The following is a 25,696-nucleotide window of genomic DNA, read 5'->3' as shown; positions in this document are numbered from 1 at the left end:
TCATAAAGTCGTGACTACTTTTGTGTTTTTTTCAGGGAATTTGTATGGATTTTGGATTTTTACACATATTATAAATGTAGTGATATTGATGAGTATCACATAAGTAAAGCTTTATTCAGGAGGATCGAAATGGCAACAGGAACAGTAAAATGGTTTAATTCAGAAAAAGGCTATGGATTTATTGAAGTGGAAGGTCAGGACGATGTATTCGTTCATTATTCTGCAATACAGGAAGAGGGTTTTAAGACCTTGGAAGAGGGTCAAACCGTTTCTTTTGATGTAGAGCAGGGCCAAAAGGGTCCACAAGCCGCAAACGTTACAAAGGAGTAACGTAAACAGAGGTTCTAACGAGCGAATCGTTAGAACCTTTCTTTTTCTACTAAATATGTTTGAGCCATAGGAAGTGATCCGTATATGTATGATGCCATTATCCTTGGTGGAGGTATAGCAGGTCTTCAGGCTGCTATACAGTTAGGCCGATATGAACACAATGTCTTAGTCATCGATTCGAACCACGGAAGATCGACGTTATGCAGAAGCTATCACAATATACTGGGCTATCCGGATGGAGTCAGTGGTCCATATCTGCGGGAGATTGGACAGCAACAAGCACGTGATCTGGGAGTACATTTTGCTGGTGATCAGATTGAAGTCGCTCATAATGAAAAGAATTATTTCCTTTTGCAATCAAAAGAGGGTGAAGAATATAAGGGGAAGCTGTTATTAATAGCGACAGGTGTAATGGATCGTTTCCCTCCTTTTGAAGCCATTTATCCATGTCTCGGAAAAAGTATTTATGTCTGTCCGGACTGTGATGGTCATGAGATTCGGAATAAAAGGACCATGGTTTTAGGCTCTGGAAATCCTGGCGCAAATATGGCTTTAACCCTATCTTACTGGACCGATGATTTGATCTATGTCAATCACGAACGCACAGATGTGGATGATGTAAAAAGGAAGCAGCTTGAGAAACAACGTATTTCCTATTATGAGATGTCCATAACAGACGTGCTGGCAGACGGAAATCAATTTGGTGGGGTTAAATTGGACAATGGTCAGGAGATTAAAGCCGAAAAAGGATTTATCGCATTTGGAGGGAATGAAGTGAGATCCGATATTGGAAAACAGCTGGGAGCAGAGCGGCTGGAGAATCGCCATATTGTTGTCAATCCCCGCACGAAAATGACAAGTGTACCCAATGTCTGGGCCGCGGGAGATGTGGTCGCCCATTCGGAACAGGTCACGATTGCGATGGGAGAGGGGTCACAGGCAGCCATCTGGATGCATAAAACCTTGCTTAAGGAAAGCTGAGCTGAATTTTCTTAAAGTAACAAAAATCCCCATTTATAAGGAGCGTAATGGAGCAGATAATAAAGATGTACCGCCTATTTGAAGGGAGGGAATGCGAATGACTGTATCAGCCCAGGTAAAACAGACGGTAGCAGGCCTGAAAAGTGCACAGGCAAGCCTGGAACAATTCGCACTTCAAACACAGGACCAACAAGCAAAGCAGGTATATAATAACGCGGCTCAGCAAACGCAATCCTTAATTCAGACCCTTGAGCCCCGCGTGCAGCAAATTGAACAGGAAGAGCCTGAATATAAAGGATTTTAAGTAAAAAAACCCTTGTCAGTATTTGCTGGCAAGGGTTTTTTAACTGTTTAGGAAATTATAAAATAAACGTCAATCCTTTTGTTTTCCAAAAATTTCTGTAACATAGAATCTGATTGTTTCCGTTTGCTTTATAATTTCTTTTTTATTCTCGGCTTTTACCGCAGCTTTAAGATGACTAATTGAAAGTTGAATGTTATCATAAATTCGGTCTTCTCCAAGCAATTGCATCTTCCATAATTCTTTATCATGTTGTTTTTTTACCTTTTTCACCTGCTTATTTGCCTGTTTCCAATCGTTTGTTTGGATAGACATTTCCAGCTGGTTCAAATATTCATTAAATTTCTTAGTTGTTTCCTGTGTAGCCGAGCAGCCTGTTATAATACATAGAATTAACGTCATGTAAATCAGCTTTTTAACCATCATTCACTTCCTTTCTGACATTTCTGCTCATATTTTCTCTTGAAATGGAGAAAATATGTATGGATAGGAGGGTTTTCACATGCCGGACCTTTTATTAATATTGGTACGGACCTTTATTGCTTTTACTGTGTTATTAATATTGGCGCGAATTATGGGCAAAAAACAGATTTCTCAATTTACCTTCTTTGATTATGTTGTAGGAATCACAATAGGAAGTATTTCTGCAACGATTGCGATTAACGAAGCGGTCAAAATTACAAATGGAATTCTGGCGCTTATCTATTTAACGATTTTCTTATTTATCATTTCCTACATAGCCCTTAAATCCTTAGCTTTTCGGGATATTGTGGAAGGATCGCCAACGGTTTTAGTAGAAAATGGTAAGATACTGGAAGAAAACTTAAAGAAGGTCCGTTTTACGTTTGATGATTTGCTAATCAAGCTGAGGGAGAAAAATGCTTTTAAAGTATCTGATGTCGAGCTGGCCGTTCTTGAGACAGACGGAAAGGTAAGTGTCATGATGAAGAGTGGGATGCAGCCTTTGACCCCACAAACAATGGGCATGATGGTAGAAGAAGAGCACCGGCCGCAAATCGTTATTATCGACGGTAAATTAATTGAAAAGAAGTTAAAGGAATACGGCTATACGAAAGAATGGCTGCTGGGAGAGATTAACAAGCAGGGAGCTCAAAACTTTTCGGATGTCTTTCTGGCTCAAATTGATTCAAAGGGAAATGTTTATGTTGACTTATATGTAGATGATACGGATGATCAGCAAATTCAACAGAAACCATTGCTCGCTGCCCAGCTGAGAAAAATTCAGGCGGACCTCGAAGGCTTTGCTTTACAGACCAAAGATAAGGAAACGAAACAGCTTTATTATGAACAATCTCAGCAGCTGCAGCAGTTAATTAATGATTTAAATCCGCTGTTAAAATGAAACGAACCCATAAGCTTTGCTTAGCTTATGGGTTCGTTTTATTGCAGGACCAATTATCCACGCTGGTGGGAAAGTGGGTATCAGCAGCTTTTAAGAACCATCTTCCACATCAATCTGACTTAATGGCCGTTCAGCAGGGCCTTCGATTACATCCCCTTCAATGGAAAAACGGGAACCATGACATGGGCAGTCCCAGGTGTGCTCACCGTTATTCCATTCCAGCTCACAGCCCATATGGGTGCAGGTTGTATTGACAACATACAGCTTTCCATTTTTATCTTTATAGGCTCCGGCTCTTTCCCCGTCCACTTTAACGACAGCACCTTCCTCAGGATTAAGGTCATCAATGGATTTCGATGTCATTCCGACTTTTCCTTTTACAAAATGACCGGCTACATCCAGATTTTGACCGACAAATTTGCGAAGGCTTGGATCTGCATTAAATCGTGATGGGCGGTAAAGCTCTTCAGAAGGATTATCCTTCTTTAAAATAATATCTGTTAAAAGTTGAGCGGCTGCAGTACTTGTCGTCATGCCCCATTTGCGGAATCCGGTGGCAATCAGGATGTTTGGTTCATTGCTTTTGAATCGCCCAATGTAAGGAACTTTATCCAATGTGGTCAAATCCTGGGCAGACCAGCGATACAGAAACTCCTGAATGCCGAACGTTCTGTTGGCAAAATCCTGCAGAGCTTCATAATGCTTCATCGTATTGGTGCCATGACCGGTCTTATGTCCTTCACCCCCTACAATAATCATTTCCTCGCCGTTATAAGAAGCGGATCTTAATGAGCGGGTGGGCTGATCGGCACTGAGATACATGCCGCCGGGGAATTCCTTGTTTGCTTTAATTCCGAGCACATAGGAACGGCTGGCATACATTCTGGAAAAATAGCCCCCTTTGAAGTCGTAAAAAGGAAAGTGGGAAGCAGAGATGACATATTGGGCAGCTACCTTATGTCCTGGCCTCGTAATGACTTTAGGGCGAGCCTCTTCCTGTACATCCACGGCGGTGGTTTTTTCGTAAATGGTTCCGCCATTCTGAAGAAAATCATCCACCAGGTGCTTTAAGTATTTTAATGGATGGAATTGAGCCTGGTATTTCATAACGAGAGCCCCTTTTACATCAATAGGGAGGGGAACATCATCGAGAAAATCCCGTTCAATCCCAAGCTGTTCATAGGCTTTCCATTCGGTTTCCAAATTCATTTGTGTCTGATCAGACGTAGAATAGATGATGGCGTCCTGTTCTTTATAATCACAATCAATATCGTGCTCTTTAATTATGTCCTCGATGAATGTTTTGGCTCTCATATTCGCTTCATAATAGTCGTGGGCCTTCTCCAGACCGAAATGATTAATCAACTCATCGTAAATGATATCGTGCTGAGCCGTTATTTTTGCTGTTGTATGTCCGGTGGTCCCATTTAAAATGTTGCTGGCCTCAAGAATAACGACATTCATACCCTCTTTTTGCAGTAAGTAGCCTGCTGTAATCCCGGTTATCCCTCCGCCAACTATGACAACATCGGCCTCTGTATCCTTATCAAGAGAGTCATAACGATCAAATTCAACAGAATCTCTCCAGAAAGGCTCCGGAAAGGAAGGCATTTGGTTTTTCATAGACTTTTCCTCCTTTACAATTCATAGCACTAATACTAATTTTTCCAAATAAAGCAAAACCATACGGAAAAGAAAAGCGGAGGCAACTGATCGATCAGGTCAGCGAGGCGTGGGTGTAGAACCGCCGCTCCGGAAATATACTTCGCTTTCACCCAGGGGGTACAAGTGCGACACCTACTCAAACTCCCTTTGGTCATTTTCGTAGTGTCTTCTTTGCCGGGGCGGCTGGTGATCCTCCTCATGCTATCGCACTGCGGGGTCTCACCTAGGCCTTCCTCCCGCTGGAGTCTACGTATATTTCCTCCGCTAAGGTATCCTATCGTCCAGTTTATGACCATGCGAATTAGTCATGTTTATCACATAACAAAGAAAAAGAGAACGGAGGCATCCGTTCTCTGAAAATAAAATTATGATGTTGTCTGAAATAAGTAAAATCCAAGCGAAACCACAGCAATATCAGCTAAAATGTGCAGAATCCAGGAGTTTAAAAAATTGTTGGACTTTGTGTTTAACCAGCAAAAAATGATTCCAATGGTAAAAAGTCCGACGATGGCAAGCAGGATAAGCCAAATATTGAACCACGTCGCAAAGATTGCCATATGATAAATAGCAAAAAGGGAAGAAGAGAATAAATAGGCAAACGTTTTGTAATTCGCCTGGTATAGCTTTAAGAAGATAAATCCCCGGAAAAAGAACTCCTCCAGCAATGAGTTGCCAAATGTAATGTAAATCGCTACAAAAATATACGTCTCAAGTGTAATGTTCAATCGTGATCTTAAATCCCCTGTAATTCCGTCCATATTGATATAGTCTTTAAGCAGAATAAAGCTCAATAAAACAATAATAAATGCAGCAATTCCCAGTCCGAATCCGCCTTTTAAGCGATTCCAGTCGATTTCCTTTAGATTTAGAAAAACCAGGATACGCTGCTTCCAGATCAACCGAATGACCAGCAGAGGGGCGAATAAAAACAGAAATATTTTGGCCGATGATTTCGGCACGTATGTTGCTTTAAAGACCTGCTCAATCATGAACATCAGAAAACAACTGATGAGGGATAAGAATATAAGGGTAAATACATGTTTTCGCTTCATAGCTTTATCACCTGGGTTTAGTATAGCAAAAATGGAAAGGCATGGCGGGGATTTTTCCCCAGTTCTTGAGCGGAATGTACAGAATCTATGAACTATGAATCTCAGACCACACAGCAGCTTGTCAGGGATCCATTCATCAAACAAATGAAAAGTGGGAGATCATGAAGGAAATCTCCCACGAATCCGTTGCCTTAAAATTTTTTCTTCAAATCATTCATGCTCGGAATCTGTTTATTCATAATGGAACGCACCAATTGATCTTCTGTTTTCTTAGATACTGGTTTGTTGGCCATTTTGGATACCTGGTGAATCAATTTTCGTACGGTTCTTTCATTACTTAAATCTGCACTTTGCACGGATTTTACGAGTCTCATAATGTCATCCTGCTTTACACCGGTAGATTTCTCTACGTTCTGGAAAAAGCCTCGATCCATCTGCTTCCCTCCTTAGCACGTAATCATCCATTGTCCATTATCATCCTATTCAAGATTTTCATTTGAGCATAGACGGCTGCCGGAGTATGGCAAAAAATGATGAAGGTGTACTAGTTGCAAAAAGGAAATATGTAGAATTTTGTTGTCCTTTTGAAATGAACATAGATAAAATATATGCTATAATAAAATTGTAATAGCAAGCTTTAACTTAAACATAATGTACACATCATATAGACAAATGTATATACAGGAAAATGCTGAGGAGGGATATGATGACGAGTCAAAAGCTGCAGCACTTTTTAGATGAACATTTAGCAGACTTAAAAACAAAGGGATTGTACAACGAGATTGATACGGTAGAAGGAGCCAATGGGCCTGTCATTACCATCAATGGAAAGGAACTTGTCAATCTTTCATCCAACAATTATTTAGGATTGGCAACGGATGAGCGTTTAAAGGATGAAGCCGTTCAGGCCGTTAAATCCCATGGTGTGGGAGCAGGTGCCGTACGTACAATTAACGGGACGCTGGATTTGCATAATGAACTGGAGAGAAAGCTGGCACAATTTAAAGGAACCGAAGCCGCGATATCCTATCAGTCAGGCTTTAACTGCAACATGGCAGCCATTTCTGCTGTTATGGACAAAAATGATGCGATTTTATCCGATGAATTAAATCATGCCTCGATTATTGATGGCTGCCGGTTATCACGTGCCAAAATTATTCGTTTTAATCACTCGGATATGGATGATCTTCGTGCGAAAGCGAAGGAAGCGGTGGAATCCGGTCAATATAATAAAGTTATGGTTATAACCGACGGGGTATTTTCCATGGATGGAGATGTAGCCAGACTTCCTGAAATTGTAGAAATTGCCGAAGAGTTTGACCTTATGACTTATGTGGATGATGCTCACGGATCCGGTGTGCTTGGAAAGGGAGCAGGAACGGTTAAACACTTTGGTCTTCAGGATAAAGTTGATTTCCAAATGGGGACGCTGTCAAAGGCAATTGGCGTTATTGGCGGTTATGTAGCCGGGAAACAAAATCTCATTGACTGGCTGAAGGTTCGCTCCCGTCCATTTTTATTCTCCACAGCAGTGACCCCGGCAGATGCGGCTGCAACGATTAAAGCCATTGATTTGATTATGGAGAGTGAGGAGCTTCAGCAGAAAATGTGGGAGAACAGTGAGTATCTCAAAAATGGTCTGAAGCAGCTCGGTTATGATATTGGTCATAGTGAGACACCGATTACGCCGGTCATCATTGGTGATGAAAATACAACGCAGACATTCAGTAAACGGCTGATTGAAGAAGGGGTTTACGCCAAATCGATTGTATTCCCTACCGTTCCAAGAGGTACAGGAAGAGTTCGAAATATGCCTACAGCGGCTCATACAAAAGAGATGCTCGATCAGGCACTTGGGGTGTATGAGAAGATTGGTAAAGAATTGGGAATTTTATCACGTTAACAAGCTGTAATCCCCTGCCTTTAAGCATTCCTGAAACGAAATGTGCAGGTGAGGGGTAATCGGCTAGTAAATTCCTGATAAGTTCAACTAACCATCAGTGGGGGATGGAGAACCCCTCCACTGATGGAAGTTTCACTTTATTATGAAACAACGAGGAGAAGCAGGGGGAACGACAATGAAAAAAATATTGGTTACCGGAGCGCTGGGGCAAATTGGCTCTGAGTTAGTCATGAAGCTTCGGCAGGAATATGGAGATGCTTCTGTTGTTGCGACGGACGTTCGTAAACAGGATTGTGAGGTCGTTCATTCCGGTCCTTTTGAAATATTAGACGTTCAGAATGCTGGACATTTTGCTTCCTTAGCGAAGGAATACAATGTGGACACCGTTATCCACTTGGCAGCTCTTTTGTCAGCAAAAGCAGAAGCGAACCCACAGCTGGCCTGGAACATTAATATGGGAGGGCTTGTGAACGCGTTGGAGGTGGCGCGGGAAATGAACACCCAATTCTTTACGCCGAGTTCGATAGGTGCCTTTGGTCCGGGAACCCCAAAGGATCAAACCCCTCAGGATACCATCCAGCGCCCGAACACGATGTATGGAGTCAATAAAGTTTCCGGAGAACTATTGTGTGACTATTATTATGAAAAATTCGGGGTGGATACCCGTGGCCTTCGCTTTCCCGGCCTAATTTCGTATGTTACCAAGCCTGGAGGCGGAACAACTGATTATGCTGTAGAAATGTATTATGAAGCAAAGGAAAAAAGAGCCTACACTTCCTATATTGGAGCCGGAACGTATATGGATATGATGTATATGCCAGATGCGATTCAGGCGATTATTCAACTGATGGAAGCCGACAGCAGCCGCCTGGTCCACCGAAATGCGTTTAATGTATCGGCCATAAGCGCTGCACCAGAGGATTTTGCTGAAGCAATCAGACATCATATCCCTGACTTTCAGTTGACCTATGATGTAGATCCCGCCCGTCAGGCTATAGCCGAAAGCTGGCCGGACTCCATTGACTGCCGTGCAGCGAAGGACGAATGGGGCTTTAAGCCAAACTATGATTTACAAACGATGACGAAGGATATGCTTGAGAAAATTTCTTTAAAAGCAACAAACGAAGCGTAATAATCCTGGATATGAAAAAATAAATGTAGTATACCCGAGGAATACGATGAAAGTGGAAATAGCATATCAGCCCACTGTTTGGTTGATATGCTATTTTACGTAGAAATTGGCCATGCCACGTATACGAATGAGCAGATACAACTTTACAACCCCTATTTGCATGATTGTAACTGTATATATAGAAAACACGATGACTAAATATTAGAAATTTGCTATACTAATTATACCTTTTTTTTATACATAGGCATTTTTTAATCATTTTATTTTAACTTACTTAGTAGCTAAGGGAGCGATGTTCTTTGGAATTGAATTTTCAAGAAGGACAGGATATGAAAAGCTTTTTAGTCAATAATCGTGATCAATTTGAAGAGTATTTGCTGGAAGAAGCGGTCAATGTACGGGATAAAATTGATGAAATTCATCGCATCGGTAATATTAATTTAATTAATAATGCTCATAAACTAGTGTTATATATTGTTGAAGAGCAGCACGAAGAGGTTGTGGCATTTGCCAGACAGGAAGGCATAGCCTGGGCCAAGCACTCTTTAACCGTAGCTTTTAAGCTGGAATGGGTAAATGCAATCCGAAGAACGTTGTGGTTTTTCCTGTATCAATATGATCAGAAGCATAATAAAGAGGCGACGATTGATCACTTCTATACGCAGGAAAAACAAATTAATGATCAAATGGATGAGTTTTTGAACGCCTTTTTTATAAGCTATTCAAGGTATAAGGATGAACTGATTGAGAAACATAAGCGGCTGGTAGAAAAATTATCAGTTCCACTTATTCCGATTACCTCCACCATAAGCGTTCTTCCCTTAATTGGAACCATTGATTATAACCGGGCCAGCATTATCGAAGAGCAGGTATTGATGGAAATTGGCAAAGTCCGTATTGGAACGTTAATTATGGACTTTTCCGGAGTCGTGGATATGGAGGAAGATACCATCAGTCAAATTTTAAAGGTAATTGATGGGGTTAAGATGATGGGATGTAAACCATTGCTTACAGGCATTCGTCCGGAACTGGTCCGTAAATTTATGAATTTCGGAAAACTGGACGTCGAAACCAAAGCAACCTTACAGCAAACATTAAGTGAATATATGAGTGAATTTTCTCAATGAGCAGCTGCCAAACAGGCAAGCTGCTCTTTTTGACCATCCGCCTACTTCTTTGATATAAATTAGTTTATCACGTATTAACTGGCCGTAATACCCCCACTTCAAGTTTTGAGGGTAACCCAACAAGACTAAGTGGGGGGATGGAGCCCCCCACTGATGGAAGTTTCACTTTATCATTCACCCCGTTATGGATGAATTTAATAGAAACAGGAAAACTAAGAATTAGGAAAGATTGAATAAAGGAAGAGAGGAAAGCAATAATGGAAAATGAAAAAAAACCTTGTAAACATTCGTTAACAGTGAAAACTTCGCATGTGCTCCCTCCAGACACGAATGCTCATGGAACACTTTTTGGCGGGAAGCTCATGGCTTATATTGATGATGTTTCAGCTATTGCCGCATCACGTCATGCCAGAAAAACGGTTGTGACGGCTTCTACGGATTCAGTGGATTTTCTTACCCCTGTACATGAGGGGGATACCATTTGTCTGGAAGCTTTTGTCACTTATACACACAAAACGTCTATGGAAGTATTCGTAAAGGCTGTAACGGAGAATCTTCTTACGGGGGAGCGAAATATTTGTGCAACGGCATTCCTTACAATGGTAGCCATTGATGAAAATAGTAAGCCTGCCCCTGTCCCGCAGGTTTATCCGGAAACAGAAGAGGAACAGTGGCTCCATCAGGGTGCGGAAAAACGGGCGGATTATCGGAAGGGAAGAAAAAAGGATTCCAAGGATATGGCAGAAAAATTTGGAACAGATTTGCCATGGTTCAGAGCATAACGTCTCTATTGTACGAGTATGATTAAACTGAGAAACAACAGGAATAACCCTTATTACATTCAACCGAGGTGTTGTAATGCTTAAAAAAGCGTGGCTGTATGCTTTTATTTTTATTGTCATGATTATTTTCCCTTATACAATTGGGAGCAGCGATCCAAAAGAACATCCTGATGATATTGAACGGCAGATTGAGTCCCTCAGTCTGGACGAGAAAATTGGTCAGATGCTGCTTGTCGGCTTTGAGGGGACCCGTTTGAACGGGGAAGTGAAGGCTTATATTGAGGACTATCACGTAGGGGGACTCATTCTATTTAAAGAAAATCTCCTCGATGTAGAGCAGACTACAAAGCTGTTAAATCATATAAAGCATAAGAATAAGGGACAAATTCCTCTATTTTTGGGGATTGATGAAGAAGGTGGGGAAATAAGCAGGGTCCCTGATGAGTTGAAAGCCCTTCCTGATGCCAGGGAAGTAGGTGAAGTGGATCAGCCGGAGCTGTCCTTTCAATACGGAAATATGCTGGCTAATCAGATTCAGCCCCTCGGCTTTAATATGGATTTTGCCCCTGTTCTTGATATTAATACGAATCCGGAAAATCCAATTATCGGGAGAAGGGCGTTTGGCTCCACAGCAGAAAAAGTAACAAAGCACGGGTTGGCTGTAATGAACGGTATACGGGCCACGGGAGTAATTCCGGTTGTAAAGCATTTTCCGGGACATGGGGATACATCCCTTGACTCCCATGAGGAACTTCCGGTCGTAAGCAAATCATTAGAGGAGCTTCAGGATTTAGAGCTTAAGCCTTTTAAAGCAGCGATTAAGCGGAATGCCGATGCTGTAATGATGGCACATCTATCCGTACCCAACATTGATAATAAGTATCCGGCTTCTCTATCTAAGAGGATGATTCAGGGGTTGCTTCGTAATCAAATGGGATTTGAAGGCCTGGTAATCACGGATGATTTAACGATGAAGGCAATCACCAATCAATATACAGTGGCTGATGCAGCTGTACAATCGGTAAAAGCAGGTAGTGATATCCTGTTAATCGCTCATCAAAAGGAAAATGTCGCGGAAACCTTCAAAAAACTGAAGCAGGCGGTAAAGACAGGGGATTTATCCGAACAACGCATTAACGAAAGTGTTTATCGGATACTAGATAAAAAGCGTCAGTTCAATATCCATAATGATCAGCATTCCCGGGCTGATATAAGCCAGATCAACCAGAAAATTAAAGAGCTCTTGATAAACATGGAAGCAAGCAACTGAACTTTAAAATAATCGTTAGGGAGATAAGGAATATCAGGAGAAAACATGTCTGATATAATAAAAGAGACTGTTTTAAGGAAAGCAGGGGAAAGTATTGGAGAATTTGAATGAGCTATATGTCATTCCTTCCGGGAAACCGAAAATCTGGGACCATAAGCCGGAGCTTGGCAGTGTGAAGGCTTGTGAGGCCTATACAGGAACCTTTCATCGATTGCTGCAGCAGTATGTAGAAATGATCAATGTTCATTGGGTTATTATTTCGCCTAAATATGGAATTCTGAATCCCGATGAGTTTGTTCCGGAAACCTATAATTTGTCCTTCAGTATGAAAAAGAATCCTGATGTCATATCTGTAGAACGCATGAGCCAGCAGCTTAGTGAAAAGGGCCTTTCAGATGCAAAAAGGGTCGTGATGCTGGGCGGGAAAAAGTTTAAGCCGATTATGGAGCAGCTTTTTCCTCAGGCTTCTTTACACTATCCTTTACACGGCTCAAAGGGAATTGGGGCTATGCAGAAGAGCCTGAAGGATGCTATTAACAATAAAAGGATGCTGTAACGTTACGTATCCTTTTTGCGATTTATCAAAAACTAAATCGTAAAAAGGAGGGTATCCCATGACAAAACGAAAAACGGCTTATGAAGCTGCAAAGAAAACGAACCAGACACCGGCGGAGAGTACCCCTGATATGGAGTTCTCTGCGGAATATACGGATGAAGACCCAATGAAGGGATTTAACCGGAATTCCAAACAGGGAAGAAAAGGGAAAGGAATAAGAGGAACAGATAAAAGGTAAACAAAAGTGGGTATGCCGAAATAACAGGCATACCCACTATTTTTTCACAGTTCCATTTGCTTACTCTCTAATTTCTTTATGATTTCCTGAAGAGGAAGGGGTTTGCTCAGGTAATATCCCTGAATTTCCGTACAATCCATTTTTGAAAGCATGTCGATATGCTTTCTTTTTTCGACCCCTTCCGCTGTAACCTCCAATTCCAGGTTTTTGGCCAGCTTAATGATCATTTGCACAATCTGCTGGTCTTTTTGATGGTAATCCATATTCATAATAAAGGATTTATCAATTTTAATTTTTTGCACCGAAAGCTCCTTCAGGTAATTTAAGGAAGAATAGTTCGTCCCGAAATCATCGAGCACAATCGAAAAACCTGCATCTGATAACTCTTCAAATTGTTTTTGTGCTGCATCCAGGTTCAACAGATCATTTTCTGTAATCTCCAACTCAATGTCTTCAGGGTTCGTTTGATATCCGGCAACGGTTTCTTTTATATAATCAACAAAGGCTGATTCGTTCAACTGTACAGGAGATATATTAACAGCAACACGAATATTTGGTATAACCTTCTTTAGTAAATGCATATCCTGACAGACCTGTTTCAGCACCCAGCGCCCAATGGATTGAATCGAATGGTTTTCTTCGGCGATCGGGATAAACTCATTTGGGGGGATCAGTCCATATTTAGCATGATTCCATCTCAGCAGGGCCTCAAGACTGAACTCATTACTCCGAATATCAAGCTTTGGCTGATAGTATATTTCCAGTTCGTTGTGCTGGAGAGCATAGGCCAGATCCTGCTCCAGGGTTTTCTGCCGTAAATTGCTTTCAATATGAGTCTGGGCGAATGTAATAAAGATTTGCCGATCCTTTATTGATTTGGCCTGAAGCATTCCATGAAAGGCATCGGTAACCGTCTGCTGTACATTGTAGTCCTCAGGTGACATTTTAGCAACACCGATGGAAGGCTGAACAACAACTTCGAATTCTTCGGTTTGATAGGGATGCTGAATGGCTTCATATATCTGGCTGGCAAGCTGTTCAGACTTATTATGACTAGTGGATCGGACGGCGATGATGAACTCATTTCCTGAAGCCCGGCTAAGCTGGTCCTCATTTTTCAGGAAGCGCTGCAGCCGATTGGTGATTTCCTTTAGCAGATCGGTCTCCACGTTCTGGTTCGAATACTGAACAAAGGACAGCTGATTAATACCAATGTAAAACAGGTACCATACGGACCCCTCAAACTTTTTCGTGTGCTGTGTAGTCTCTAACCGCTCTATAAAGTTGTCAACAAAAGGAAGTCCCGTAATCGGATCATTTCCCTGATTGTTTTCTAAATTGACCACATGTGTAATGTCACGGGTAAGCCCAATCACATAGGTCACATTCTCGTAAGTAAACGGAATTAATATGGTTTCCCCATAGCGATTTTCTGAATTAATATTCATACGATCACGAAAGGTTATTTTTTTATTTGTCGTAACAGCTTGTTGATAATATCCGATCAAGTGGTCAGCCACGGATTGGTGAAAGATCTCTCTTATCGTTCTCCCAATATCTTCATCATGAAGCATGGCCAGCTTTTTCGCTGTTTGGCTTACTTTTAGATAGCGGAATTGATCAGGTGGTTCATATTTCATTAAAAATACAATATCGAATAAAGATGTAAAAAGCTGAAACATCTCCTCTTCATTAAAGAACATATAATGATTTTCCTGGTTTGACATATGTACCACCTTTATCGTGTAATGACTGGCGCTATCCCGTCAGCAGATTTAGGGAAAAAGCCAGTTTATCTCGCATTAACTGGCGTAATCCTCCCACTGATGGAAGATTCACTTTAAACCTGATGAAATCTAGTGAGAATAAAAGGGATGTCATCCTTATTTTAACTCTGTCGGAAAATGTTGCATTCGGTTTCATCATATCATGTTTATTTTTTAAAGAAAATTCTATAAAGGCTATCTGATGGGGAATAGGAGATATGGGCTACGGTAGGGTGATCGAATAGTCTTGGAAAAATGTAAATTAATGGCGAATGATGTCGGTTATAGCACAAATGCGGAATAACCTCTTTCTGAAATCTTATCCACAGCCATCAGCTTTATCACGTATTAATTGGCCGTAATCCCCACTTCAATTCTTGAGGGTACCTTAACAAGACTAAGTGTGGGGGGAAACGGCCAGTAAACTCCTGATAAGTTCAACTAACCATCAGTGGGGGATGGAGCCCCCCACTGACGGAAGTTTCACTTTATATATTCTAATCTATAAAATATAAAAAGTTCATTGCATAGTTGCAATGAACTCTTCATTCTATTATTTTGCATCTTCCAGTTGTTTTCTCAGATCGGCCAGCTGCTGTTCCATTCGTTCCAGGGTTTTTTCGAGTGGAGAAACTCTTCCGCCTGTAGCCTCCAGCTTATCTAAATCACCCTGAATGCGTATGTAATCCATTTTAAGCTGTTCAATCTCCTGTTCAATTTCCTTTTTTGTTGCCATGATTTTCTCTCATCCCCTTTAAAAATTCATTTTCTTAGAGTTTACCATGATACAAAGGAGGAAGCGAGGGAAAGGGTTATCTGTACTTCAGATCATTTATTCACAATTCGGACATAGATGAGCGTTTGTCATGCTTCCAGCCAGTGGAGGAGCAGTCGTAGAATTTACGGTAACCGAAGAAGGAACCTTCCCATTCGTAACTCACCAATTCAATCACGCAACTAAGGGTGCTAAGGGATTAATTGAAGTAACGGAATAGATTAGAATATAAAAGGGATCAGCAGACAGCTGGCATCCCTTTTATAACGTTCTTATTAAGATGGTGATGAAGAACGGAAACGACTGAGGAAGGACTGTAAACGTTCACTCTTGGAATTTTCCAGTACTTCTTCAGGAGATCCCTCTTCTGCAATCGTCCCTTCATCAAGGAACAGAACACGATCAGCAATGTCACGGGCAAATTCCATTTCGTGTGTAACGAGTATCATGGCCATTTCCCCTTCCTTTGCAATGTCCCGGATAACCTCCAGAACCTCTCCTACAAGCTCAGGGTCAAGAGCAGAGGTTACCTCGTCAAATAGCATCACCTTTGGACGCATAACAAGTGCTCTGGCCATTGCGACACGCTGCTTTTGTCCGCCGGATAACTGGCTTGGATAGTTATCCAGTTTATCTCCCAGACCAACTTTCTCCAGCATTTCAATGGAACGCTGTCTGGCCTCATCCTTTGGCTCTCCTTTTACATGAACAGGAGCAACCATACAGTTATCTAAAATAGACATGTGTGGAAAGAGATTGAAGTGCTGAAACACCATTCCGATGTCTCCTCGAACCTCACGCAAATGCTTTTCATTCGCAGGGACAAGTTCTCCTTCCTTTTCCATATGCCAAAGCGGGCGTCCATCGACCTCAATAACTCCGGAAGTAGGCTCCTCAAGGGTCATAAGCATTCGAATAATCGTGGTTTTTCCGGAACCACTTGGACCAATCAATGCAATTTTTTCGGCAGGGGCAATATCAAGGTCAATGCCCTTTAATACTTCAACCTCGCCAAATGATTTATGAACATCTTTATATCGTACAATGGGATCAGCCATTTACTGCCACTCCTTTATCCATATTATTATTCGTACCAGTCGGATTCTTTTTATCAAAGCGACGGTTAAATTTCTTCTCCAGCTTCCTTATGAGAACAGCTGATGGATAACTCATAGCAAGGAAGAACAACGCCACTAGTGTTAAGGGCTCTACGTATGCAAACGTCTGGGCTCCAAAGGATTCAGCAGCATGAAGCATACCGGTAACTCCAATTGTGGCTGTTAATGGAACCTCTTTAAACATAATAATGAGGTAATTCCCTAACATTGGAATGGTTGGAGGTATCGCCTGTGGTAAGATAATTTTTGTCCATTTTTTACCTGTTGATAGATTTAATGCTTTTGCAGCCTCCCATTGTCCTTTATCAACGGACTCAATGCCAGACCGGTAAATCTCTGAAATATACGTACTAAAGTGTCCGCCTAATCCCAAAATTGCACAGGATATTGGATCAAGTGTTACCCCAACGTAAGGTACCATCGGCCATGCATAAAATAGAAAGAATAGCTGTACGAGTGGAGGCGTGGATCGGATAAACTCCAATAGAAATCCTACAAGCTTTTGAACAGACGTCCATGGTATGCGTCGTAGAAAAGTCCATACAAACCCAAAGAGCATGGCAAAGGCAAAACAGCCAATGGTCAGTCCCAGTGTAATCCACATTCCCTCAAAAATTAATGGGAGTGATTCCCAGACATAATTCCAGCTCCAAGTCATTCAGTAGCCACTCCCTTCGATGATTGCTTTTCTGCCCAACGTGTTAACCAGATTAGAGGAAGGGCTAAAATAAAGTAAAAGACGAGAATTAAAAGGTAAACTGTAGGTGCCAGCGATAGATTTGTACTTCTGAATATATCGCCGTGGTATAAAATATCGGTTAAACCGATGAGAGAGACAAGTGAAGTTGCCTTCAGCATTTGAATAAGGTAGTTACCGAATTCCGGTAGCATCATACGTACGGCCTGAGGTAAGATAACCAATCTCATACGTTGAAATCTGGACATATTAAGGGCAGTCGCTGCTTCCTTCTGACCATCGGATACAGAAAGAATAGATCCTCGAACGACTTCAGACATATAAGCGCCGTAGTTCATAGATATGGCTACGACTGCTGCCCAGAAATCTGTACCTAAATCAATTCCAAATAAACCTGGTAAAGCATAGTAAAACCAGAATAACTGAACAATTAAAGAAGTACCACGAAATACTTCTATATAAAATCCTGTAAACTTGCGAATGATGGGGTTCTTGGCAATTCGGCCGAACCCGGCGAGAAAGGCGATGATAAAGGATAATACGGCCGATGCAAGCAGTACAGTGATAGTGATGTTAATTCCACGAAGTAAAACATCAAAAATTTCAATTATGGTACTAATCGCTTTTCACCCTTTCCTATTAGAAAACAGACCCCCTGAATAGGGGGTCTGTTAAAGTAATTTTATTTCCCCATTATCCCTGGCATAATTCTTCGGTGGTTAGATCATTAGGTACGAGGTTACGTTCACTGAAACCAGATGGTGTAATGAGATCTAATATTTCACCGTCTTCTTTCTTTTGTTGAAGTACTTCGTTGTAAGCTTCTCTCAAATCGTCATTGTCTTGATGGAATACGGCAGCACCATAGCTTGGCACGCCTTCTATATCAGGCTGTTCAAAGTCTTCAACGAACTCAAGTGCATCCTGATCAGAAGATTCTAATGCCATTTTAATGGTCATTTCCGTACCAGTCGTTGCATCTGCTCTTCCGGATTGAACGGCTGCGAACGTTGCCGGAATATCCGGAGCTTCACTAATTTGATCTTCACTTACTCCCATTTCTTTCAGGAAACCAATTTCAGTAGCACCGGACATTACAGAAACCGTTACATCTGGGTTATCTGCAATATCTGAGTAGCTATGAAGATCTAATGGGTTCCCTTCTTGAACAATCAAACCTTCACCATATTGGATTTCAGGCTCACCAAAGTCTGCCTGCTTACAACGTTCAGGTGTAATCGCCATACCAGCTGTAGCAACATCAAACTTACCAGCCTGCACACCTGCGATTAATTGACTGAAATCAGCTAACTGACCATCTACTTCATCAACACCTAACTCTTTAAAAACAGCCTTTGCAATCGCAACGGCTTCCCCTTTAAGTTCACCATTTTCATCCTGATAAGCGTATGGCTTTTCGTTCGCAAAACCAATTTTTACAACGCCAGCTTCTCTTAGTTCAGCAAGTTTGCCACTGGCTTCTCCTGAACCTTCATCACTGGATTGTTCACCACTATTTCCATTATCACCGCTTGTGTCTCCATCAGTTTCACTAGATGACCCACATGCTGTTATTAAGAATACAGTCAGTACTAAAGCAAAAATTGATAATAGTTTTTTCATTGGTCTATTGACCCCTCCCAAAAGATTTTTTAAATAAACTTTTAAATGTTTCTATAATGAATAGTGCCTGTTGCTGTACTGCCAATCTACTAATTTGCGACTTGCAAATGTTTATGTACCACCTCCAGAAGTGAGCATAAAGTGCGCTGGCAAATTGTAGATGCAGTCGTTTTTCGCCTATATAAATTACTTTATACTCAAGGTTTTGTTTCTTCAAATTGGATATAACTTTATTAATTAGTAAATATTTGGAGATAAACAACTGAGACGAGTTAAGCTTGAGTATGCTGAGTATTACTTCTTTAAGTTGCGGAATAGTCTGTTATTCCAAATAATCTGAATATTAGGTCATTACAAATCTATGCAATTTGTCCTACAAAAATGCTGCCATGAAAGAAAAAATTAAGATTGGAAGTTTTCGGAGCTGGAACCTTAAAAAATTCATAAGGAAATGCTATAATTTAAATATTCAGAAAATTTTATTAAAACGGATATAAAGAGGAGAGGGTGGATGAAATGAAAGATTTTCATCAACAGGAGTATTTATTGTTGAAAATACTTAAGGAAAAGCTGGACCCTGAGCTATATCAGTATGCAGAAAAAGAATTGGAAGAGTTTTATCATAAGTGTTATCAGGAATTTGATCCGAGAGCCGTACACACAGATCGGGAAGGTCAGCCCAGACTAATCAAATACAATCGCTATGGGGAGGATGTTTCTGAAATCTGGGTGAATGAAGGCTATAAAAAAACAGTCGAGGATACCTATAACACAGGTATTGTTGGATATGTTCACAAGCCAATCCCTGATTTAGGCCGAAAGGGAAATTATTTGTATTCTTATGCCCAGGGCTACTTGCTTTCCCAGGTGGAACCGGGATTTTACTGTCCAGTCACGCTTACAATGGCAGTGGCCTACCTGATTGATGAGTATGCAGATGAGGACTTAAAAAGGAGGTTTCTTCCCCACGTGCTTTCAACCGGAAATGAGGAATTATATGAAGGAGCAACCTTTTTAACGGAACGGCAGGGCGGATCGGATGTGGGCGCGAATGAAGTGAAGGCAGTCAGAGATGGGGATCATTACCGATTATATGGAGAAAAGTATTTTGCGTCCAATTCCGGACAGTGCGGAGTCGCAGCTGTGCTTGCACGAACGGAAGAAAGCAAGGCCGGTACAAAGGGTCTCAGTCTGTTTCTGGTCCCGTGGAAAAGAGACAATGGCCGAACGAATCATATAAAAGTACGCCGGTTAAAGGATAAGCTCGGTGTACGTGCGGTGCCTTCCGCTGAAATTGAATTGGAAGGTTCGGAAGCGTACCTGGTTGGCGAACCGGATCAGGGCTTTTACTATATGATGGAAGCCCTGAATTTATCAAGGGTATGTAACGCAACAGCTTCACTCGGGATTATGAAGCGTGCTCTGAAGGAAGGCTATGCATATGCAGATGAGCGGGAGGCTTTTGGTCAGAAAATCATTCAGTACCCTATGGTTCAGGAAACCCTGGCGAATCTTCAGTCAAGGTTTGAAGTTCAATTATCCGCCTTATTTGAATCCATTGAGCTCTTTGATCAGGTGATGCGGGACCGAGGCAGCAGGACCGAAGAAGAAGTGGCCATGAATCGCCTGCTGATTGCACTGTTGAAGGCTCGTACAGCAAAAGAGGCGATTGACTTTAGCCATGAGTCGATTGAGCTTCATGGTGGAAATGGCTATATTGAGGATTTTGTTACACCTCGTCTGCTGAGGGATGCCCAGGTTCTTACCGTTTGGGAAGGAACAGACAATATTTTGTCCCTGGAAGTTTTGCGATTAATGCATAAATACCGGGTACACGAAATATTTATACGAGAAGTGGAGCATCATTTATCTAATGTGCAGGCAGAAGAGAAATATAAAGAACGAATAGGACATTCTCTGCAGGAATTAAAGAATATGATTGCCTATATTCAGGGTAAGAATGAATCGGTGCAAACCTACCACAGCCGGAGAATTGCCAGATTTATGACAGATATTTACCTGGCCACCCATGCTCTGAAACGGTCACAAACAGATCGGGATCAAAAGATAGCTGCCTTATTTATGGATGGCTTGTTTCATTATCAGGGGCTGGATGATGAAAGGATAGCGGTTGAACACTTTGATGAAATCATGAATCCGCAGAAAATGAAACTGAACGTTTAACGTTGACAATTAACAGGAATGCCGGTACTATAAAGTATGCACAATAAAAGAGCGTTTGATTAAAGGGGAGTAGCTTCTCAATAAAGTCGTCATTTCGAGAAAAAATTTTTTTCTCCGGCTTTATTGGCAACAAAAGTTGTTAGCGAGACCTTTACGGGTACACTATTCGTAAAGGTCTTTTTTTGGGCCTTTACCAGTTTGGTGAAGGCTCTTTTTTGTACTTAAAAAGATGGCAGATCATGATTCAGAAAAAAGGAGAGTAGGTTATGGAGCAGGCATTACTATTGGAATATGGATGGGTATTACTTGTGCTCATTGCACTAGAAGGAATTTTAGCGGCAGATAATGCTTTGGTACTGGCGATTATGGTGAAGCATCTGCCGGAAAAAGAAAGAAAGAAGGCCCTGTTTTACGGTTTATTGGGAGCATTTATTTTAAGAGCAGGTTCGCTATTTTTAATTTCCTTTATAGCTGATGTATGGCAGGTACAGGCGATCGGTGCAGCGTATTTACTATTTCTTGCCTTAAATCATTTGTTTAAGAAATATGTGAAAAAACAGGATGAACAGGATGAGAACGAAGAGGGAGAAGCAGGAACAGCTGAGGAAGGGTCTGGTTTCTGGATGACAGTCCTTAAAGTTGAACTGGCCGATATTGCCTTTGCGGTAGATTCTATCCTGGCTGCTGTCGCTCTTGCTGTCGCTCTTCCTGAAACCGCCCTTGGAGAAATTGGCGGAATGGATGCAGGACAGTTTACTGTGGTCCTCGCCGGAGGTTTAATCGGTGTAATCATTATGAGATTTGCCGCCTCCTTCTTTGTCAAACTGCTGCACCAGCGTCCGGGGCTGGAAACAGCAGCCTTTATTGTTGTAGGCTGGGTCGGTGTGAAATTGGCCGTTATTACGTTAGGACATGAAAATGTGGGTATTATTGATGAGCATTTTCCACATTCCACAGGCTGGAAGCTCACCTTCTATATTGTTTTAGTGGCCATTCTTGTAGCCGGTTGGTTCCTGGGTGGCAAGAATGAGGATCAGGAAGATGATGAAAATGTTGAAGAGCTTACCGAACAATTAGAAGAATAGGCATTCACCTATTTCACTCCACTTGCATAGATTATTCTGTGGCCAAAATCATAAAGAGGTGATTTTTTGGGTAAGCGAATTTATAACTATTATGCAAGTGGAAATACGGCTAAGGGCTTTTATAATCTGTTTGATGAAACCCTGAATCGATTGGAACGTATTTATATTCTTAAAGGTGGCCCGGGTACAGGGAAGTCCACCCTAATGAAAAAAATCGGGGAGGCCTGGGGTTCTGCGTATGATCTTGAATATATTCACTGTTCTGCAGACTATGGCTCCATCGATGGGGTGATTATCCCTGACTTAAAGCTGGGCATTGTCGATGGTACGGCGCCTCATGTGATAGAACCTAAATATCCCGGAGTGATCGATGAATATGTCAATTTGGGTGATGCCTGGGACTCGGTGCAGTTGCGCAAGTACAAAGAGGAGATTTTTCAGGTGAAGAAACAAATAAAGGCTTGTTATGATGATGCTTATAGCTTAATGGAAGAGGCCCTGCGCATACATGATGATTGGGAACGTATTTATATTAAAAACCTTAGTCCGGAGAAAGCACGGAATTTAACAGACCGTCTCACAACAGAAATATTCGATGAGGACACCCTTGATAAAAGCGGATCTCAGCTTCACCGGTTTCTCGGGGCTGCCACTCCGGAAGGGCCGAAAGATTTTATTCAGAATTTAACCGAAGACATCCTGCAGCGCTTGTTTATCAAAGGACGTCCGGGTACCGGTAAATCAACTATGCTGAAACAGCTGGCCGCCGAGGGAGAAGACAGAGGCTTTGAAGTGGAGGTTTATCATTGCGGCTTTGATCCAAATAGCCTGGATATGCTGATTTTCCGGGAGCTTGGCGTTGCTATTTTTGACAGCACCAGTCCACATGAGCATTTTCCTTCCAGGGAAGGGGATGAAATTGTGGATATGTATGAGGAAATCATCCAGCCAGGTACGGATGAAAAATATGAGAATGAAATAACAGCTCTGTCACAGCAATATCAGGAAAAAATGAAGCAGGCAACCGCAAAACTGAAGGACAGCAATCGATTCCGAAACCAATTGGAATCCTACTATATCGATGCGGTTGACTTTACGATCATTGAACAAAAACAGGCTGAATTGGAACGGGAAATCAAAGCGTGGGAGCAGCATTTTACCTCTTAAACAGGAATCATATAGTGAAAGATCCATCAGTGGGCCCCATCCTGTTGATGGATTTTTCTTTACATTTCCAATTGCATAAAAATATACTGATGATAGAGAAAAGGAAAAGAAGGGGTAAAAATGGCGATTGAGGTAAAACGAATTTATGAAGCAGCAGAGGAAGGCGATGGAAGGCGAGTCCTGGTCGATCGTGTCTGGCCACGAGGCGTATCCAAACAGAAGGCACAGCTGGACGAGTGGCTGAAGGACATCACTCCCAGCACCGACTTACGAAAATGGTTTGGACATGATCCGGACAAGTTTGGGCAATTCAAAACAGAGTTTCAAAAGGAATTAGCCACCCACCCTGAAAAAATAAAAGCTGTTGCCTATGTGCGGGAATTAGCAGAGCAGGAAAAGGTAACATTGCTATACGCAGCAAAGGACCCTGTACATAATCATGTTCAAGTTCTGAAGGAATACCTGGAAGAGGAATAGGGAGTCGTGTGCCTGAAGGATGAACCGGCTGTAAGTCAATTGCAATCGCTCGAGCAGCACCAAAACAGTCTCAACTTATATAAAGGAGTGAATCAATGATGGCAGAACACACATTTCATTTAAAAGCGGACTGGCCTGGAGGCAGAAACAATGTAGGGCAAATAGATGCTGGCAACCTAAAGACGAAAATCTCCATCCCGCATGAAATGGATGGACCTGGAGAGGGGACAAATCCTGATGAAATGCTGTTGGGGGCAGCAGCAACCTGCTATATTATCACTTTAGCCGCTATGATTGAGCGGGCAGACTTACCCTTGCATGAAATGGATATGGAATCAGAGGGCATTGTGGATGTCACAAATGGCGTATTCACCTATAAAAAGATTATTCATAAACCAACTGTAAGTCTGCAGGCACATGCTACAGATAAGGATTTGGATAAGCTCAGGAAGCTAGCTGAAAAAGCGGAAACAAGCTGTATGATTTCCCGAGCCATTAAAGGAAATGTAGAGCTTGAACTCCAACCTTCATTAACGATTCAAAAGGACTGAAGGGTGAAAGTGTGGAATAAGAATAATAGAAAATAAAAAGGAGAGAAAATAAATGAAACCATCCGAGAACGTTTTAAGAAAATACGCAAAGCTTGCCATTCAAACAGGAGTAAATATTCAAAAAGAACAGGCACTGATTATTAATGCTCCCATTGAAGGGGCTGATTTTGTACATAAGGTTGTAGAGGAGGCCTATGCTGCCGGAGCCGAAAATGTACAGGTGCAATGGAACGATGAAGTGCTGACCCGATTAAGCTACGAGAATGAGCCTATGAGAGTCCTGGAAGGTTTTCCCGACTGGCGTGTACAGAAAATGACCGAACACGTAAAAAATGGAGGAGCCATTCTTCAGGTTTACGCTCCCAATCCGGAACTATTAAAAGGGATTGATCCCAAGAAACCGGCTGCTGCAAACAAGGCGGCAGGCCAGGCCTTGACCGAATACCGCGATTACATGATGAACGATCGTATTCAGTGGTCCATCGTTGCGATTCCGACTGAAGGGTGGGTCAAGAAGGTTTACCCTCAGGATGATGTAGAGGAGGGCACTGAAAAGTTGTGGGAACAGATTTTCAGTATTACACGTGTTGACCATGAAGATCCAATTGAAGCATGGAACGCCCATAACGAAACGCTCCGTCGTGCCAGAGAGGTTCTTAATGACAAGCAGTATAAGAAACTTATCTATAAAGCCCCTGGAACCGATTTAACGATAGAGTTGCCGGAAAACCACGTTTGGCATGGAGGATCAGCCGTAGCTGAAACAGGCGCCGCTTTTAATCCAAACATCCCAACAGAGGAAGTTTTCACCATGCCCCATCGCGAGGGTGTAAACGGAACGGTAACCAGCACCAAGCCGTTGAATTATAATGGTCATTTAATTGAAAACTTCACGCTTACCTTTAAAGATGGAAAAGTAGTAGACTACAAGGCTGAAGCAGGCCAGGACGTCTTAGAACAATTGCTGGAAACAGATGAAGGCTCGAAACGTTTAGGTGAAGTGGCTCTGGTGCCGCATTCCTCTCCAATTTCCCAGTCAAACCTGGTGTTCTTTAATACACTCTTTGATGAGAATGCTTCCTGCCACATTGCTCTGGGTGAGGCCTATCCAACCAATATTGAAGGTGGAGCGGAAATGTCACAGGAAGAATTGAAAGAACGCGGAGTCAACACCAGCCTGAATCATGAGGACTTTATGATTGGTTCAGCAGAGCTGGATATTGATGCTGTAACGAAGGACGGAAAAACAGAGCCGATTTTCCGAAATGGAGAATGGGCGATCGATTTGGGGTAATGAAAAAAGCTGCCGTTATGGGCAGCTTTTTTGCGTAATGGCGCTGGTTGCAGTGATTTTGTTGGCCGGGTTATATCTAAAACGGCATTATTTTAGTCTGCTGGGTCAATAAAGCTGAAAATGGGCTTAATAAGGATTTTTTTGGATGAATACAGGTGTAACTGGACGAATGGTTAGCTTTCATAGGCAATTATGGTATGAAAGGTAGAATTCCGTTACTTTACGCTCATTTCTTTGTAAACAGGACGAATAAAGTAAA

General features: G+C 41.9%; 27 protein-coding genes and 1 pseudogene. 18 read left to right on the top strand and 10 right to left on the bottom strand.

What is annotated here, in order from left to right:
• The first annotated feature begins 129 nt into the window (after positions 1 to 129).
• The 3 genes from ABD006_RS06015 to ABD006_RS06005 all read left to right on the top strand — a co-directional run bounded on the left by ABD006_RS06015 (position 130) and on the right by ABD006_RS06005 (position 1,615).
• Complete coding sequence (locus tag ABD006_RS06015) at positions 130 to 330, top strand: cold-shock protein (RefSeq protein ID WP_044162557.1); 201 nt, start codon at positions 130 to 132, stop codon at positions 328 to 330.
• 84 nt (positions 331 to 414) lie between these two features.
• The gene (locus ABD006_RS06010) at positions 415 to 1,311 is read left to right on the top strand and encodes an NAD(P)/FAD-dependent oxidoreductase (protein WP_343838753.1); all 897 of its coding nucleotides are present in this window, start codon (positions 415 to 417) and stop codon (positions 1,309 to 1,311) included.
• 97 nt (positions 1,312 to 1,408) lie between these two features.
• Positions 1,409 to 1,615, top strand: a complete 207-nt coding sequence (locus ABD006_RS06005) for a DUF1657 domain-containing protein (protein ID WP_343838751.1) — start codon at positions 1,409 to 1,411, stop codon at positions 1,613 to 1,615.
• A gap of 69 nt (positions 1,616 to 1,684) precedes the next feature.
• On the opposite strand, the gene ABD006_RS06000 is transcribed toward ABD006_RS06005, so the two are convergent.
• Positions 1,685 to 2,038 (bottom strand): DUF4363 family protein, encoded by a 354-nt coding sequence (locus tag ABD006_RS06000; RefSeq protein ID WP_343838749.1) that lies wholly within the window; start codon positions 2,036 to 2,038, stop codon positions 1,685 to 1,687.
• Between the two features lie 76 nt (positions 2,039 to 2,114).
• Here ABD006_RS06000 and ABD006_RS05995 point away from each other — a divergent pair, with 76 nt between their 5' ends.
• Positions 2,115 to 2,975: a DUF421 domain-containing protein gene (locus tag ABD006_RS05995; RefSeq protein WP_343838748.1), complete on the top strand. Its 861-nt coding sequence runs from the start codon at positions 2,115 to 2,117 to the stop codon at positions 2,973 to 2,975.
• A 90-nt stretch (positions 2,976 to 3,065) separates the two neighbouring features.
• Here the strand turns inward: ABD006_RS05995 and ABD006_RS05990 are convergent, their stop codons facing one another.
• The 3 genes from ABD006_RS05990 to ABD006_RS05980 form a co-directional block, all read right to left on the bottom strand.
• On the bottom strand, positions 3,066 to 4,598 hold the full coding sequence (locus ABD006_RS05990; RefSeq protein ID WP_343838746.1) for an FAD-dependent oxidoreductase: 1,533 nt from the start codon (positions 4,596 to 4,598) through the stop codon (positions 3,066 to 3,068).
• 407 nt (positions 4,599 to 5,005) lie between these two features.
• A complete protein-coding gene (locus tag ABD006_RS05985; RefSeq protein ID WP_343838744.1) occupies positions 5,006 to 5,692 on the bottom strand; it encodes a CPBP family intramembrane glutamic endopeptidase in 687 nt (228 codons plus the stop codon).
• A gap of 191 nt (positions 5,693 to 5,883) precedes the next feature.
• Positions 5,884 to 6,126, bottom strand: a complete 243-nt coding sequence (locus ABD006_RS05980) for a stage VI sporulation protein F (RefSeq protein ID WP_343838742.1) — start codon at positions 6,124 to 6,126, stop codon at positions 5,884 to 5,886.
• Between the two features lie 272 nt (positions 6,127 to 6,398).
• Between ABD006_RS05980 and ABD006_RS05975 the strand changes: the two genes are divergently transcribed.
• The 7 genes from ABD006_RS05975 to ABD006_RS05945 all read left to right on the top strand — a co-directional run bounded on the left by ABD006_RS05975 (position 6,399) and on the right by ABD006_RS05945 (position 12,700).
• A complete protein-coding gene (locus ABD006_RS05975; RefSeq protein WP_343838739.1) occupies positions 6,399 to 7,595 on the top strand; it encodes a glycine C-acetyltransferase in 1,197 nt (398 codons plus the stop codon).
• 175 nt (positions 7,596 to 7,770) lie between these two features.
• Positions 7,771 to 8,727, top strand: a complete 957-nt coding sequence (locus tag ABD006_RS05970) for an L-threonine 3-dehydrogenase (RefSeq protein WP_343838738.1) — start codon at positions 7,771 to 7,773, stop codon at positions 8,725 to 8,727.
• Between the two features lie 299 nt (positions 8,728 to 9,026).
• Positions 9,027 to 9,854: an STAS domain-containing protein gene (locus ABD006_RS05965; RefSeq protein WP_343838736.1), complete on the top strand. Its 828-nt coding sequence runs from the start codon at positions 9,027 to 9,029 to the stop codon at positions 9,852 to 9,854.
• Positions 9,855 to 10,111: 257 nt separating this feature from the next.
• Complete coding sequence (locus ABD006_RS05960) at positions 10,112 to 10,636, top strand: acyl-CoA thioesterase (protein WP_343838734.1); 525 nt, start codon at positions 10,112 to 10,114, stop codon at positions 10,634 to 10,636.
• Positions 10,637 to 10,712: 76 nt separating this feature from the next.
• Entirely contained in the window at positions 10,713 to 11,906 is a 1,194-nt protein-coding gene (gene nagZ, locus ABD006_RS05955; RefSeq protein ID WP_343838732.1) for a beta-N-acetylhexosaminidase, read from the top strand.
• Between the two features lie 94 nt (positions 11,907 to 12,000).
• Positions 12,001 to 12,462, top strand: coding sequence for a DUF6884 domain-containing protein (locus ABD006_RS05950; RefSeq protein ID WP_343838730.1), 462 nt, complete (start codon positions 12,001 to 12,003; stop codon positions 12,460 to 12,462).
• Between the two features lie 58 nt (positions 12,463 to 12,520).
• Positions 12,521 to 12,700 carry a hypothetical protein gene (locus ABD006_RS05945; RefSeq protein ID WP_343838729.1) on the top strand — a complete coding sequence of 60 codons (180 nt, stop codon included), beginning with the start codon at positions 12,521 to 12,523 and terminating at the stop codon, positions 12,698 to 12,700.
• Between the two features lie 44 nt (positions 12,701 to 12,744).
• On the opposite strand, the gene ABD006_RS05940 is transcribed toward ABD006_RS05945, so the two are convergent.
• Both ABD006_RS05940 and ABD006_RS05935 read right to left on the bottom strand, forming a co-directional pair.
• Positions 12,745 to 14,427, bottom strand: coding sequence for an EAL domain-containing protein (locus ABD006_RS05940; protein WP_343838727.1), 1,683 nt, complete (start codon positions 14,425 to 14,427; stop codon positions 12,745 to 12,747).
• 592 nt (positions 14,428 to 15,019) lie between these two features.
• Complete coding sequence (locus tag ABD006_RS05935) at positions 15,020 to 15,202, bottom strand: SE1832 family protein (RefSeq protein WP_343838725.1); 183 nt, start codon at positions 15,200 to 15,202, stop codon at positions 15,020 to 15,022.
• Positions 15,203 to 15,329: 127 nt separating this feature from the next.
• Here ABD006_RS05935 and ABD006_RS05930 point away from each other — a divergent pair.
• Positions 15,330 to 15,461, top strand: a pseudogene (locus ABD006_RS05930) (multicopper oxidase domain-containing protein); the annotation flags it as partial.
• 55 nt (positions 15,462 to 15,516) lie between these two features.
• Here the strand turns inward: ABD006_RS05930 and ehuA are convergent.
• From ehuA to ehuB, 4 genes are all read right to left on the bottom strand, one after another.
• The gene (gene ehuA / locus ABD006_RS05925; RefSeq protein ID WP_343838723.1) at positions 15,517 to 16,299 is read right to left on the bottom strand and encodes an ectoine/hydroxyectoine ABC transporter ATP-binding protein EhuA; all 783 of its coding nucleotides are present in this window, start codon (positions 16,297 to 16,299) and stop codon (positions 15,517 to 15,519) included.
• A complete protein-coding gene (ehuD, locus tag ABD006_RS05920; RefSeq protein WP_343838721.1) occupies positions 16,292 to 17,017 on the bottom strand; it encodes an ectoine/hydroxyectoine ABC transporter permease subunit EhuD in 726 nt (241 codons plus the stop codon). The genes ehuA and ehuD overlap by 8 nt, the downstream gene beginning before the upstream one ends.
• Positions 17,014 to 17,676 (bottom strand): ectoine/hydroxyectoine ABC transporter permease subunit EhuC, encoded by a 663-nt coding sequence (ehuC, locus tag ABD006_RS05915; RefSeq protein WP_343839031.1) that lies wholly within the window; start codon positions 17,674 to 17,676, stop codon positions 17,014 to 17,016. The genes ehuD and ehuC overlap by 4 nt, the downstream gene beginning before the upstream one ends.
• A gap of 73 nt (positions 17,677 to 17,749) precedes the next feature.
• Positions 17,750 to 18,679 carry an ectoine/hydroxyectoine ABC transporter substrate-binding protein EhuB gene (gene ehuB / locus ABD006_RS05910; RefSeq protein ID WP_343838720.1) on the bottom strand — a complete coding sequence of 310 codons (930 nt, stop codon included), beginning with the start codon at positions 18,677 to 18,679 and terminating at the stop codon, positions 17,750 to 17,752.
• 516 nt (positions 18,680 to 19,195) lie between these two features.
• Between ehuB and ABD006_RS05905 the strand changes: the two genes are divergently transcribed.
• The 6 genes from ABD006_RS05905 to ABD006_RS05880 all read left to right on the top strand — a co-directional run bounded on the left by ABD006_RS05905 (position 19,196) and on the right by ABD006_RS05880 (position 25,437).
• On the top strand, positions 19,196 to 20,863 hold the full coding sequence (locus ABD006_RS05905; RefSeq protein ID WP_343838718.1) for an acyl-CoA dehydrogenase family protein: 1,668 nt from the start codon (positions 19,196 to 19,198) through the stop codon (positions 20,861 to 20,863).
• Between the two features lie 266 nt (positions 20,864 to 21,129).
• Positions 21,130 to 21,948, top strand: coding sequence for a TerC family protein (locus ABD006_RS05900; RefSeq protein ID WP_343838716.1), 819 nt, complete (start codon positions 21,130 to 21,132; stop codon positions 21,946 to 21,948).
• A gap of 66 nt (positions 21,949 to 22,014) precedes the next feature.
• The gene (locus tag ABD006_RS05895; RefSeq protein ID WP_343838714.1) at positions 22,015 to 23,115 is read left to right on the top strand and encodes a PRK06851 family protein; all 1,101 of its coding nucleotides are present in this window, start codon (positions 22,015 to 22,017) and stop codon (positions 23,113 to 23,115) included.
• Positions 23,116 to 23,235: 120 nt separating this feature from the next.
• On the top strand, positions 23,236 to 23,592 hold the full coding sequence (locus ABD006_RS05890; protein WP_343838712.1) for a DUF488 domain-containing protein: 357 nt from the start codon (positions 23,236 to 23,238) through the stop codon (positions 23,590 to 23,592).
• 98 nt (positions 23,593 to 23,690) lie between these two features.
• Positions 23,691 to 24,143, top strand: a complete 453-nt coding sequence (locus ABD006_RS05885) for an OsmC family protein (protein WP_343838710.1) — start codon at positions 23,691 to 23,693, stop codon at positions 24,141 to 24,143.
• 52 nt (positions 24,144 to 24,195) lie between these two features.
• Positions 24,196 to 25,437 (top strand): aminopeptidase, encoded by a 1,242-nt coding sequence (locus ABD006_RS05880; RefSeq protein WP_343838708.1) that lies wholly within the window; start codon positions 24,196 to 24,198, stop codon positions 25,435 to 25,437.
• Positions 25,438 to 25,696 lie beyond the last annotated feature (259 nt).

Origin of the sequence: Salinibacillus aidingensis, from assembly GCF_039522525.1 — a bacterium.
GTDB classification, from domain to species: domain Bacteria; phylum Bacillota; class Bacilli; order Bacillales; family Alkalibacillaceae; genus Salinibacillus; species Salinibacillus aidingensis.
The sequence above is the reverse complement of the archived record's forward strand: the minus strand, read 5'-3'. Positions and strand labels throughout refer to the sequence as shown.